This is a genomic window from Faecalibacterium gallinarum (assembly GCF_022180365.1).
Taxonomy (GTDB): Bacteria; Bacillota; Clostridia; order Oscillospirales; family Ruminococcaceae; genus Faecalibacterium; species Faecalibacterium gallinarum.
The window spans coordinates 1-12,591 of record NZ_BQKV01000036.1 but is presented as its reverse complement, the minus strand read 5'-3'; the positions used below and the strand labels follow the sequence as shown (position 1 = coordinate 12,591).

Sequence of the window (12,591 nt, the reverse complement as noted above, 5' to 3'; positions counted from 1 at the left end):
AGGCGATGAAACTTTTACTGCAATCCGATGACTACGGGATTTCCCGCGCCGTCGCGCGGGGGATTGTCTACGGCATCGACCAGGGGCTTATCCGGAACACCGGCCTTTTTGCCAATATGCCCTGGGCGGAAGAATGCGTGGAATGGATTCGGCCCTGCTTGCGCCAAATTGCCTTTGGCCTGGATTTGAACCTCACCACAGGCCGGCCCATCCTGCCGCCGGAGCGTATCCCTTCACTGGTGAACGCGGAGGGCAGATTCCACACCAGTTGGGAGAGCCGTAAGCTGGATGCGGCCCTGGGCGGGGCCGACCACGCCAGCCGCCAGGAAGTTTTGCTGGAATGCGAAGCGCAGATTCAACGGTTTATTGAACTGGTGGGCAAGAAACCGGACTACATCCACCCCCATGCATACACGACGCCGAGGATCATGGAGGTTCAGCGGGAACTTGCCCATCAATATGGAGTGCCCTATTCCTCCGATGTCTGGCAGCGGCTGGCAGGGTTCGGGGTGCCGGAGTACCGGATCGGCTGGTACAAAAAGCCCGCCACCCTGGAAAACCAGATGAATTCTTCCTTGAAAGAGTATGTTCTGACGCACAGCGCGGAACTTTTGGCGCAGGATATCTGTATCCTGACAGGGCACATGGGCTATCTGGACCGCGATTTGATGGAGCTTTCGACCTATACGCTCTATCGCGTGAACGACCTGGCCGACGTGGTCAGCGAGGAACTGAAAGCCTGGGTAAAAGACAATCGGGTGGAACTGATCACGTATCGGGATCTGTAACAGCATGCGATGAAGGTCTAGATGAAGGAAAAGGAGCGTAGCATGAAAGATATTTTGCTGTTTATATCCGATCAACATTCCTGGCTGCAACAGGGCTATGCAGGCGATCCAGTGATCCGCACACCAAATCTGGATCGGATTGCAAGCGAGGGCACCGCCATGCAAAATGCAAGCACACCCTACCCGGTCTGTGTGCCGGCACGGATGGCGATGCTGACCGGCCAGCTGGCCAGCCGCTGCGGCGTAATGAGCAATATGGCGGCGCTGGACTCCAACCGAGCCACCTTTGCCCACTGCCTGAACACGGCGGGATATGAGACGGTCCTCTGCGGACGGATGCACTTTGTGGGGCCCGATCAGCGGCATGGGTTCTCGAAACGGATTGCCGGAGACATTACGGCGATCTACCATAACAGACCAAACAAAGCGTTTGCAGCCGAGCGGGGCGTGCACGACAAAACTCCTCAGGGCGGGCCGTCCTGCTTGAGCATCATCGGCGGGGGCAACTCTCCTACGCTGGAGTTTGACCGCTATGTGGTGGAAAATGCCGAGCAGTACCTGCGGGGTAACTATGAGAAACCACAGTTTTTGTGTGTGGGAACCTATGGACCTCATCACCCGTATGTAGCCCCAAAAGAGTTGTATGAGTATTATTACGACAAAGTGAGCATCCCGGAACAAAGCTTTTCTTACCCGGAACACCCGGCCATCCGCGGGAAAATTCTCCAGGATACCGACCCGGAAGTGGTTCGCGCAGTACGGGCAGCCTATTATGGAATGGTGGAATTTGAGGACGCGCTGATCGGGCGGGTTTATGATGCGTTCCAGGAATATCTGGCCCGTAACGGGCGGGAAGGCGTGTTTGTCTACGTTTCGGACCATGGAGAGCACGCAGGGTATCGGGGATACTACGGAAAATCCACCTTCTACGAGCCCTCTGTCCATATCCCGATGCTGTTCGCTGGCCAAGGAATTGCAAAAGGACGGCGCTGTTATGGCGCGGTTTCGCTGCTGGATGTTGCCCCCACTCTCTGCGAGATTGCCGGAGCGGTTACGCCGCCCGACCAGGACGGAGTAAGCCTTCTCCCCCAACTCAGCGGGGGAAAAGATGTTCAGGACCGGATGGTCATCAGCGAAACCGGCGGGACCATCCGAATCCGGACGAAAGAATATCTGTATGGGCAAATGGTCCGCTGCGGCAGGTATAAATATGTTCACTACGAGGGATTCGATGCAGAAGACAGGCTGTTTGATGTGGACCAAGACCCGGAGGAAACGGTTAATGTGGTGGACCGACATCCGGACCTGGTGGATTCCATGAGAAAGCTGCTGGCGCAGCGCTGTGCGCCGAGTGATGTGATTCGACAGCGAGCGGAGGAGTTCAATGAGAACTTGAAAATTCTTGGGCGCTGTGATTTCGACAATGCGGAAGAACGCTGGCACGCACCGGATTGTGCACGGCACTACCCGGAACATATGGTGAGCAGCAGACGGTTTGGGGAATCCAAATAGTAGGATCTGAAGTCCGCGGACTTCGCAAACCGAATAAACCGTAGAGAAGGCACTCCCCCTGTGGATGACGCAAAAATATCCACAGGGGGAGTGCTGTTGTTTTAAGGAAAAACCGAACCGAATCTACGACACAAACCGTTGTTGGAACTTTCCCGTTTTGTTATAATAGATTTAACTTATCAGCGGAATATTCCACGGGAAAGGGCAGTGTAATCAAGATGAAAGGTTCTGAAACAAAGCTGGTTGCGTATATGCAGGGCTCGGACAAGCGATTTGTCATCCCGGTATACCAGCGAAATTATGACTGGAAGACGGAAAACTGTAAACAGCTGTATAACGACCTGGTCAAGGTGGTCCGCAAGGGACGGAAAAGTCATTTCTTTGGCAGCATTGTGTCGGTCCATAACGAGGACGAGTTCAACGAATTTCTTGTGATCGACGGCCAGCAGCGGCTCACCACCATCTCTTTGCTGCTTCTGGCCATGTACAACCTGATGAAGCAGGGAGTGCTTACCCCTTCCAAAGGAAACCTCGCCGAAAAAATCTATAAAACCTACCTGATTGACGAATGGCAGGAGGATGATACCCGGATCAAGCTGAAACCAGTCAAAAACGATCGGGAGGCCTTTGGCCGGCTGTTTGGCGAAGAATCGGAATATATCCCGGAATCCAACCTTACCATCAATTACAACTATTTTTACACCCGGATTCAGAAAGAGGAAGTGACGCTGGACGAACTGTACGATGCCATTACGAAACTGGAAATCATCAATATTATTTTGAACCAGGACGATAATCCCCAGCTGATTTTTGAGAGCCTGAACTCCACCGGTGTGGCATTAAGCGAGGGCGATAAAATCCGGAACTTTATCCTGATGGGGCAGCCGCCCAAACAGCAAAACGATTTTTACGAGAGATACTGGAATAAGATTGAGCTTTGCACCAACTACAATGTCAGCGGTTTTATACGGGACTATCTGAGCATCAAGCAGCAGCTGATCCCCTCCATGAACCGCGTCTATTTTACCTTTAAGGCCTTTGTGGAGGATCATGCGCTGGAGACAGAACCGCTCCTTCAGGAGCTGCTGAATTATGCCCGCTGGTACGAGATTCTGCTCAAAGGGCGGACTGCGGATAAAGCGCTGAATGCCTGTATTTACCGGTTGAATCGGCTGGAAACTACCATTACCCGCCCCTTCTTTCTGGAAGTCCTCCGTTTGCATGCCGAGGGAAAATTGCCTCTTGCCCAGGTGAAGGAGATTTTCCACATCACGGAGAATTATCTGTTCCGCCGCACAATCTGCGATCTGCCCACCAATGCGTTAAATAAAATCTTTTTGATGCTGCACCGGGAGATCCTTCGGTACGATGGCACCGAGGACGGATATCTGGAAAAGTTTAAATACGCCCTGTGCTCCAAGACGGATCGCGGCCGCTTCCCGGACGACACGGAGTTCCTGGAGGCTTTTGCCATCCGGCCGGTATACCAGATGAACAGCAAAAACAAGATCTATCTATTGGAGCGGTTTGAAAACTTTGGGACCGTAGAGGTTCAGGATGTGTACAGGCAGTTTGATGACGGCGTCTATTCCATCGAGCACATCATGCCCCAGCACCTCACCCCGGCATGGATCAAAGAACTGGGGGAAGATTATGAGCAGATCCACGAGCAGTGGCTCCACCGGCTCGCCAACCTGACCCTGACCGGGTACAATTCCCGGTACAGCAACAGCACCTTTGCCGAAAAACGGGATATGGAAAACGGCTTTATCAGCAGCCATCTTTACATGAACAACTGGATTGGACAGCAGCAGCACTGGGGTCTGGCGGAACTGGAAGCCCGGAATCAGATGCTGATGCAGCGAGCAGCGGCCATCTGGCCCATGCCCGAGACGAACTATAAACCGGCGGAAAAACAGATGGATTCCTACTCCCTGGAGGACGATGTGGACCTGAGCGGCCGGGAAATCCTGCGGTTTAGTTATAAGAATACGGAGCAGCCGGTCACCAGCTGGATCGACATGATGGAACAGGTCTTGAAAATTCTCCACGCAGAGGATCAGTCGGTGCTGTCCAAGCTGGCCCATACTTCAGACCCGGAGAATGAGCTGGACGCCTATGTAAGCAGCCGCCCGGAGGATCTGCGGAATGCGCTGAAAATCGACGACGATATTTTTGTGGAGCGAAACACCAGTACCGCTACCAAACTCTCTCTCCTGAGAAAATTCTTCAAAGCCTATGGAACGGACGCAGAGGATCTGGTTTTCATTCTCAAGGATTCGGATGCGGATAAGAGCGCCGAGGAAGCGGGGACCCGCTGGGAGCTGCGGCGGCGGTACTGGGCGTTCGCGTTGCCGTACATTCAGCAAGCCAACAACGACGGCACAGGCCGTGGCTGTTTTTTAAACTGCACAACTTCCAAAGAAAACTGGATCAACGGCTTTTTCGGGATCGGCGGTTTTTCCTTTGCCTGTGTGGCAAATTACAATGGGGCGAAGGTGGAACTCTGTCTGGCTCATTTCAAAAAAGAGCGGAACAAGAAAGCATTTGATCTCCTGTGGCAGCACAAAGAGGAGATCGAAACAAAGCTCGGCACTCCCTTGTGCTGGCTCCGGCTGGATGACAAAAAAGCTTCTTATGTCACGCTTCGTCTTGAAGAAGTCAGCATTGAAAAGGAAGAAGACTGGACACGGATCGCAAAGTTCCACGCAGAGTGGAGCAAAAAGTTCTATGATACCTTTGTGCCTTATCTAAAGCAAATGGATTAAGCCGGGATCATTTTGACCCATTCTGAGGATGCCGTTGGCACCCAGATGGAGAAGATCTTTGGATCAATATAAATCATGCGAATTCTGACTTGAATGAAGAAGCCGCACACTCATCGTGGACATTCCAGAGAGTGTGCGGCTTTTTTTGTACCCTGTGCAGGGGAGAGAGGCGGCCCGGGCATTCTTTTTCATTACACGCTGCCGCGTTTGACCAACTGGGTGCAAACTTCCAGTTTGATGGGATGAAATTCTTTTTCCGAGAGAATGGTCAGCATCCGCTCGGCGGCCAGCTTGCCCATGTATTCCTTGGGGACGTTCACGGTGGTGAGGGGCGGGGTGGAGCGGGCAGAGGCGGCCAGATTGTCGAAGCCCACCACGGCGATATCCTGGGGGACACGATACCCAAATTCCTGAAAAGCCCGGATGGCGTCCAGGGCGATAAAATCGTTGTCGGCAAAATAACAGCTGGCGATGGGGCAGTCAGAGCGAAGCAGTTCTTTCAGCTCACGATAGACGGAGCAGTTGATGGGCAGATCGTGAATGATGCATTCCGAGACAGAAAATCCGTTCTCCTGAATGGCGCGGTAGTATCCCCGTTCCCGCTGAACAAAGTTATACAGCCGGGTGCGGCAGCGCAGATAACCGGGCTGGCTGTGCCGTTTGCGAATCAGGTAATTGGTGGCGGTGTAGGCCCCTTCTTCGTTGTTAATGACGACACAGTCGGTCTGCTGGGACGGCAGGGAGGAATCCAGCAGCACCACTGGAATCCGCAGATCCAAAAAGGGCTGGTACTCTTCCCGGGTCAATTCGGTAGCATACAGAAGAATCCCGTCACAGCCCTTGGAGATCAGCAGTTCCAGCTGGTCACGGATGTTTTCCGCCGTATCAATGTAGGAGACCGTCAGGGTATAGGTGGTCTCTTTAAAGGCGCTTTCCACCCCGTTTTGCAGCGCCATAAAGAACGGGTTGTCAAAGATGCCGTGCTTGTTGTAGTAGGCCACGCAGATGCTGCCGGTTCGCCGGCTGGGGGAGTTCAGCCGGGAAAAATCATACCCGAGGGCACGGGCGGTTTCCAGAACACGATGGGTGGTCTGGGTGCTGACGCCGCTTTTGCCCCGCAGAGCGAAAGAGACGGTGGCTTCGGATAGGCCCAGCTGACGGGCAATTTCTTTTGCAGTAACAGACATGGAGACGCCTCCGTTCTACCAATCGAGAGGATGAAAGAATGATCGCAGATGAAATGCGGGGACTGTGGCCCGCCCCTTGATTTGAGCTTATTTTACCATAAAAAACGAACAATAGAAATATAGATTCATGGAAATAGATGAAATTAAGCAAAATATTAAGTTGATTTACTAAATTATTTGTTGCTATTCAAATCCGTTCGTGATAGATTGAGAACGTCGAAAGGGCGCGAACAAAACGGCGGAAAGACAAGGCAAACCCCGCCGACAAGAGGCCCAAAATCTGGATGAGATAGGAGGATTTTATGCTCAACCCCAAAATTCTGCCCCTCTGGCGCGCGGGGATTTTTGATTTCCAAAGTCAGCGGTCTTACCAAAACCCTTTTTTGGATGTGCAGATCTGGGCGGAGTTTACCGCTCCTTCGGGGCGGAAAATTCGCCGTGAGGCATACTGGGACGGCGCAGACAACTACAAGGTTTCCTTTGCGCCCACCGAGCTGGGGGTCTGGCAGGCCCGGCTGGAAGCTCCCGATGAAACCGGTCTGAATGGCGCTGCCTGGACGGTGGAAGCGGTGCCCTATGAGGGGGATTTGGCCATCTATCAGCACGGTTTTTTGCGGGTGGCGGAAAATGGCCGGTTTTTGTGTTATGCAGACGGCACCCCCTTCTTCTGGCTGGGAGATACTCACTGGGAGTTTGCCTGCCGCGAAAAATGGGACGAGTCCAACCACCCTGGCATGGACAGCATGTTCCGGGGGATGGCGGACCGCCGGGCCCGCCAGGGATACACGGTTTATCAGACCAACCTGCGCAGCGATCGGGCGATGGGAGGCAACGGCCGGTACTGGGACGAAAGCAGCCCCTCCGATCTACCCAATGTGGCGTTTTACCAGAAAGAACTGGACCGCCGGATGCAGTACCTGGCGGATCTGGGGCTGGTGAATGCTTTGGGCCAGGCGTGGTTTATGTCCATTGACAATGACATCCAGCACCAGAAAAATCTGGCGCGGTATCTGGTGGCCCGCTACGGTGCCCTGCCCATGGTGTGGACGCTGGCCGGTGAGACCGCCGGTTATGAAGGGGGAGAGGCCCGCCAAAAGCGGATTGACGGCTGGCGGGAGGTGGCGCTGCTGATCGAACGGCTGGATGGTTATGGTCAGCTGCAAACGGCCCACTACACCAACGAACGCCCCTTTGCGGAGTATTATCAGGACGAATCCTGGTTTGATTTTGCCCTCAACCAGGCGGGCCATGGGGACTATCCCATCAGCCTGCGGGATTATACCTCCTACTGCCAAAAACATCCCAAGCCCTTTGTGGAGGGGGAGGCCCTCTATGAGTATTGCTCTACCCTGGAAGAGCTGGGTACCCGCCTCTGTACTGCGGACATGCTCCGGCGGGTGGCCTACATGTCCATTCAGGCGGGCGGCTGCGGCTATACCTACGGCGCACAGGGCATTTGGGATGTAGTTTGGGAAAAAGGTCAGCCAAACCCCATGTCCTTGTTCAATCGGTTTGATATTACCTGGGCGGAGGCCATCGACGGCCCCGGCGGGGAACAGATGGGCTATATGCGGCGCTTTTATGAAAAAGCGCATTTCTGGGAGCTGTATCCCTATGGGGCACAGGCGGAGGAACAGTCCTTCAGCCCCTTTGCCAAAAAGCAGCCCTATGTCACCCTGAACCGGGACGCCACCCGGTTGGTGCTCTATTATGCGGACAGTACCCGCAAATCCATCACCCTGGAAGGGCTGCGGGATGAGCCCTACCGGGCGGAATGGTTCGATCCCCGAACCGGGGAAAGCCGGGCCTGGGACGAGCCGGTGACGCCGCAGAGCGGGTGCTGGACTCCGCCCGCCAAACCGGGGCCCGGCGATTGGCTGCTGTTGGTTACGGCCGAAGAGGCATAAAGCCGTTTTTATAAGAGAGAGGAGAAGTTTCATGGCAAAGAAGAACTACGACGAGCTGGCCAGAAATATTCTGGAACAGATCGGCGGCGCAGAGAACGTCATCTCTGTGACCCACTGCATCACTCGCCTGCGCTTTAAACTGAAGGACGAGAGCAAAGCAAACACCGACGCCATCAAGAAGATCAAAGGGGTTGTCAGCGTGGTACAGGCCGGCGGCCAGTATCAGGTGGTCATCGGCAGCGACGTGGACGACGCTTACCAGGCTCTGGGCCGGCTGCCTGGCGTCACCCTGGAAGGGGCAGTGGCGATCCGCGAGGAAGAAGACCTCAAAAAGAAGCGGCCGCTGGACGTCGTTGTGGATATGGTTTCGGGCGCTTTTCTGCCCACCCTGCCTGCCATGACGGCGGCCGGCTTGCTGAAAGCCCTGTGCGCCATGCTCCCCATGCTCAACCTGCTCTCCACCGAGAGCACCACCTACCGCATCCTGTATGCCATGGGCGATGCGTTCTTCTACTTCCTGCCCATCATTCTGGGCGCAAGTACGGCCAAAAAGTTTGGCGTGAACCAGTTCCTCGGCATGGTCATCGGCGGTGTGCTGGTTTATCCGGATCTTACCGCCATGTACAGTGCCGGTGAGGCGGTGACCTTCGCAGGGGTCCCGGTAAGCCTGATCAGCTATCCCCAGACGGTTCTGCCGGTGCTGTTTGGCTGCATGCTGCTGGCGCTGGTGGATAAATTCTGGAAACGGATTGTCCCGAAGGTGGTGGCCAATATCTTTGTACCGCTGCTGGACCTGCTGGTGACCATCCCCGTCACGTTGATTGTCATTGGCCCGGTTACCGATGTGGTGGGCGGCGCCATCGCCGACGGCATCACCTTCCTGATGACGATTGCACCCCCGGTCACCGGTTTTGTGGTGGGCGCACTGTGGTCTCTGATGATTATGATGGGCCTGCACTTCCCGCTGGTTATGATCGAGCTGAACAACCTGATGACCACCGGCCATATGCGGATGCTGCCGGCCACCTTCCCCTGCACCTTTGCCCATGCGGGTGCGGCGCTGGGCGTTGCACTGCGCACCCGGAACAAGGACCTGAAAGATGTGGGCATTGCCGCCTTTATCTCGGGTATCTTCGGCACCATTTCCGAGCCCGCCATCTATGGCGTCAACCTGAAATATAAGCGCCCCTTCCTCTGCGCCAGCATTTTCACCGGCGTCGGCGGCGCCATCATCGCAATAGCCGGGGCGGACTGCACCATCCAGCTGGGCGGCATCAGCATCTATACTATGCCCATGTTTGTGTCCCTGCTGCCCGGCGGTGTGGGAATTCTGGTGGGCGTGCTGGTAGGTTTCTTTGGCAGCGCGATTGCGTCTTACCTTACCTTCAGTGACTCCCTGCTGGACAAATAAACGATTGCTTGCATTTTCTTCCTTTACATAAGAGCGCGGGGCGCTCTACCGTGCAGTCGCCGGGCGGCTTTTTCAGAGCAGGCTGGCGGCTGCATTGTTTTAGGGGAGAGAGCGAAAAGAAAGGATGGTTTTTCGATGAAATGGAAAAAGAATATGCAGCCGGTGGACTGGAGCTGCATGAGCGATATTCTCATCGAGGATGAGATGGGCGACATCCGCCCCATGAGTGAACCGTATTTCAAGGCGGTGCCCCTGGCCGAAGGGGTGTGGCAGGTGCTGAGCGACGGCGACTACTCCTATGTGGTGGAGGGGGACGAGGAGCTGGTGGTGATTGACGGCGGCATGGGGGCCGGGAATATTCGGGAATTTTGCCAGAGCCTCTGCCCCTCGAAGCCTCTTTACCGGATGCTGCTGACCCACAGCCACTTTGACCACACCCCCAATGGTTATTTGTTCGATGTGGTGTATATGCACGAAAAAACCTACCCCAACCGCAATAAACCCATGGCCGAGTTTGCACAGCGGGCGGACCAGATCACTTTCCCGGACGATTACCCGGTGGTCTTTTTGAAGGAAGGGGATGTCATTGACCTGGGCTGCCGCAAACTCGAGGTGCTCAACATCGAGGAACATTGCCAGGGCAGCCTTCAATTTTTGGACCGGACTTCCCGTATTCTGTTCTGCGGCGACGAGCTGAACGGCAACTTCTTTGACAGCCGGATTTCGGTGGAACATTCCTTCCGCAACGTGGCCCGCTGGAAAGCCCTGCGGGGCAGCTACGACCGTCTGTGTGCCGGCAACGGAGTTCATGACGCCGTCTATGTGGACCGCTATTATGATACCCTGAAATATATTCTGGAAGGCCACGCAGACGAGGGGGTGCAGCACTACAAGCCCTACTGTGACCGGGTGGCCACCATTTCCGAAAAGGACGGCAAAAAGGTGTACGCCCGGCGTTCCCCGCATTTTGAGGGGCTGGCGCAGGTGCTGATCGATGCCGGTTACGCCGAGGATGTAGCCCTGAACGATGGCCGGGCCTGCTTCTGCCTGCTGCGCAAACTGACGCCGGACGGGATCTTTGACCGGGAACTGCGCCGGAATGACTGCCGGGTCTGCTACTACTTGAATCGGATCTGGGATACCCCGGAGCCGCTGGCTTCGACCATCTGAACAGGGGGAATAAAGAATGCTGAAAGGGATTTCTCCGCTTCTTTCGCCACAGCTGCTCAAAGTTTTGGCCGAGATGGGCCACGGCGATACCCTTGTGATCGGGGACGCCAATTTTGCGGCGGCATCCATGGCCCGGGATCGTATCCTGGTGCGGGCGGACGGCCTGCCGACGGAGAAACTGGCCGATGCAATTTTGCAGCTATTCCCGCTGGACGATTGGGCGGAGGCCCCGGTAATCCTGATGGGGCTGGAAGACTCAAAGGGAGAGCTGCAGCCGCTGGATCAGTGCAAAGCCATCCGCGCCGTGGTGGCAAAATACGAGCCGGAAGCAGCCCAAAAGTGCCGGGTGGTAGATCGGGAAGCTTTTTATGCCCTGGCCCGGGACGCCTATGCGGTAGTGGCGGCGGGCGAGACGCACCGCTACGGCTGCGTGATCTTTCAAAAAGGGATTTGCTGAATCATAAAGCAAAGGAAAAACTCCCTGCGGGAATTCCCGCAGGGAGTTTTTCTGTCCCGCTGAAAGGATCAGCGCAGAATCAGCAGTACATCCTCTTCAAAGGGGTGCATGGGCAGGGTGGTGACTCCCTCCTGGAACGTCGGGGTCAGCCAGGCGGTGCGGCGGCTGGCCAGGTCGTAGGCACGGACGCTGCGACCCGAGAAATCCCCGTTCAGGGTGAGCTGGGTGTTCACCGGCAGATAGATCAGGCAGAGGGATTCATCCGGAGTTTTGGCAATCCGGATCTCAGGGGAGGTGTGGGCCACCCGTTCCTGACAGGGAACCAGGGTGCCGATGCCGTAAGTATCGAACACCTCCCGGGCGAAACCGTAGTCCCAGGCGCCGGGGAAATGAAGCGCCGCCTGGTGGGGCTGAGGAGCGTCGAAGGCCTCGCCCAGGGCCAGAGTGGGGCGAAGACCGGCGGAAACCCAGTTCCACACTCCGTGGGCGCCGTAGGTGACCCCGGCGCAGGCGCCCGAGAGCAGGCTCTGCCAGGCGGCGCGGCGGATCGCAAACCGACCGAACCGGCCATAGAGATTGTGGCTGTATCCCATCTGCTCGTAACAGGGCTCACTGTTGATGACCGGGCGGCGGGGTTCCCGGTTGGACAGCACCTCGGCGGCCAGGTAGGTCGTGGCCTGGCCGCTGCTGTTGTGGCCGGATTGGTAGATATAAAAATCCATCTGCCGGGCGAACTGGTCGGGGATGTCGGTCAAACGGCCCCGGAGGTGCATGGTTTTCAGCCCCGCAAAGCCCCGCTGGGCCAGCAGGTCAAAGGCGGCCTGGTAGTATTCATTGGCTTCCTCGGTGGGGAAGTCGGTGTCCCCGCTGATGACGTAGACCGGCTCGAACTCGTCGAAGCTGTCGTAAATTTTGGTCAGAACCCCCGTCAGCTGATCCCGGGGGATGGCGAAACGGGGAATCAGATGGTTGGCCCAGGTGCCGGGCACCTGGTTGGACCAGAGCACCACCAGCGCCAGGGTGAAACCTTCGGCCCGGGCCATCCGGCACATCTGGCGGGCGTGGTCAAAATAGTCCTGCTGGGGCTGGCTGTAATCGGGGAATCCATCCTCCGCCAGAGCGAAAGGCGCCCAGGGCAGGGGACTTTCGCCCCGGTCCCACTGGGCCAGGGTGTTGATTTGCAGCACCGTGAACCCCTGTTCCCGGCGGCGCTTGAGGTAATAGGCCCAGTCTTCCAGGGTGATGTTGGTGAAAGCGCTCCAGATGGTATCGGCCAGCCAGAAAAAGGGTTTGCCCTCCTGCTCCAGATGGCGGTGGTCGGCGGAAACGGTCAGGATACTCATGCTGCAATACTCCTTTGGTGATTTAAATAAGAAGAAGCGGGCGGCCGC

9 protein-coding genes are annotated in these 12,591 nt (G+C 56.0%); 7 read left to right on the top strand and 2 right to left on the bottom strand.

Features of this window, described 5'->3' with window-relative positions; all coding sequences use genetic code 11:
• Window positions 1-5 precede the first annotated feature (5 nt).
• The 3 genes from JCM17207_RS06015 (at window position 6) to JCM17207_RS06005 (ending at window position 5,068) form a co-directional block, all read left to right on the top strand.
• Window positions 6-788 carry a ChbG/HpnK family deacetylase gene (locus tag JCM17207_RS06015; RefSeq protein WP_238316719.1) on the top strand — a complete coding sequence of 261 codons (783 nt, stop codon included), beginning with the start codon at window positions 6-8 and terminating at the stop codon, window positions 786-788.
• Window positions 789-830: 42 nt separating this feature from the next.
• The gene (locus tag JCM17207_RS06010) at window positions 831-2,300 is read left to right on the top strand and encodes a sulfatase family protein (protein WP_238316718.1); all 1,470 of its coding nucleotides are present in this window, start codon (window positions 831-833) and stop codon (window positions 2,298-2,300) included.
• Window positions 2,301-2,518: 218 nt separating this feature from the next.
• The gene (locus JCM17207_RS06005) at window positions 2,519-5,068 is read left to right on the top strand and encodes a DUF4268 domain-containing protein (protein WP_238316717.1); all 2,550 of its coding nucleotides are present in this window, start codon (window positions 2,519-2,521) and stop codon (window positions 5,066-5,068) included.
• A 191-nt stretch (window positions 5,069-5,259) separates the two neighbouring features.
• Here JCM17207_RS06005 and JCM17207_RS06000 read toward each other — a convergent pair whose 3' ends face one another.
• Complete coding sequence (locus tag JCM17207_RS06000) at window positions 5,260-6,255, bottom strand: LacI family DNA-binding transcriptional regulator (protein ID WP_238316716.1); 996 nt, start codon at window positions 6,253-6,255, stop codon at window positions 5,260-5,262.
• A 302-nt stretch (window positions 6,256-6,557) separates the two neighbouring features.
• On the opposite strand from JCM17207_RS06000, the gene JCM17207_RS05995 reads away from it, so the two are divergent.
• The 4 genes from JCM17207_RS05995 to JCM17207_RS05980 all read left to right on the top strand — a co-directional run bounded on the left by JCM17207_RS05995 (window position 6,558) and on the right by JCM17207_RS05980 (window position 11,200).
• Window positions 6,558-8,162 (top strand): glycoside hydrolase family 140 protein, encoded by a 1,605-nt coding sequence (locus JCM17207_RS05995; RefSeq protein ID WP_238316715.1) that lies wholly within the window; start codon window positions 6,558-6,560, stop codon window positions 8,160-8,162.
• A gap of 31 nt (window positions 8,163-8,193) precedes the next feature.
• Window positions 8,194-9,573, top strand: a complete 1,380-nt coding sequence (locus tag JCM17207_RS05990; RefSeq protein ID WP_238316714.1) for a PTS transporter subunit EIIC — start codon at window positions 8,194-8,196, stop codon at window positions 9,571-9,573.
• A 135-nt stretch (window positions 9,574-9,708) separates the two neighbouring features.
• Window positions 9,709-10,743, top strand: coding sequence for an MBL fold metallo-hydrolase (locus JCM17207_RS05985; protein ID WP_238316713.1), 1,035 nt, complete (start codon window positions 9,709-9,711; stop codon window positions 10,741-10,743).
• A 16-nt stretch (window positions 10,744-10,759) separates the two neighbouring features.
• Window positions 10,760-11,200, top strand: a complete 441-nt coding sequence (locus JCM17207_RS05980; protein WP_238316712.1) for an RbsD/FucU family protein — start codon at window positions 10,760-10,762, stop codon at window positions 11,198-11,200.
• Window positions 11,201-11,268: 68 nt separating this feature from the next.
• Here JCM17207_RS05980 and JCM17207_RS05975 read toward each other — a convergent pair whose 3' ends face one another.
• Complete coding sequence (locus JCM17207_RS05975; RefSeq protein ID WP_238316711.1) at window positions 11,269-12,543, bottom strand: glycoside hydrolase family 140 protein; 1,275 nt, start codon at window positions 12,541-12,543, stop codon at window positions 11,269-11,271.
• Between the last annotated feature and the right edge of the window lie 48 nt (window positions 12,544-12,591).

Excerpts from the sequence above, each read along its gene's own strand:
- JCM17207_RS06010 (WP_238316718.1), top strand. The coding sequence starts at position 831 with ATGAAAGATATTTTGCTGTTTATATCCGATCAACATTCCTGGCTGCAA.
- JCM17207_RS05995 (WP_238316715.1), top strand. The coding sequence starts at position 6,558 with ATGCTCAACCCCAAAATTCTGCCCCTCTGGCGCGCGGGGATTTTTGAT.
- JCM17207_RS06000 (WP_238316716.1), bottom strand. The coding sequence starts at position 6,255 with ATGTCTGTTACTGCAAAAGAAATTGCCCGTCAGCTGGGCCTATCCGAA.
- JCM17207_RS05985 (WP_238316713.1), top strand. The coding sequence starts at position 9,709 with ATGAAATGGAAAAAGAATATGCAGCCGGTGGACTGGAGCTGCATGAGC.
- JCM17207_RS05980 (WP_238316712.1), top strand. The coding sequence starts at position 10,760 with ATGCTGAAAGGGATTTCTCCGCTTCTTTCGCCACAGCTGCTCAAAGTT.
- JCM17207_RS06015 (WP_238316719.1), top strand. The coding sequence starts at position 6 with ATGAAACTTTTACTGCAATCCGATGACTACGGGATTTCCCGCGCCGTC.
- JCM17207_RS05975 (WP_238316711.1), bottom strand. The coding sequence starts at position 12,543 with ATGAGTATCCTGACCGTTTCCGCCGACCACCGCCATCTGGAGCAGGAG.
- JCM17207_RS06005 (WP_238316717.1), top strand. The coding sequence starts at position 2,519 with ATGAAAGGTTCTGAAACAAAGCTGGTTGCGTATATGCAGGGCTCGGAC.
- JCM17207_RS05990 (WP_238316714.1), top strand. The coding sequence starts at position 8,194 with ATGGCAAAGAAGAACTACGACGAGCTGGCCAGAAATATTCTGGAACAG.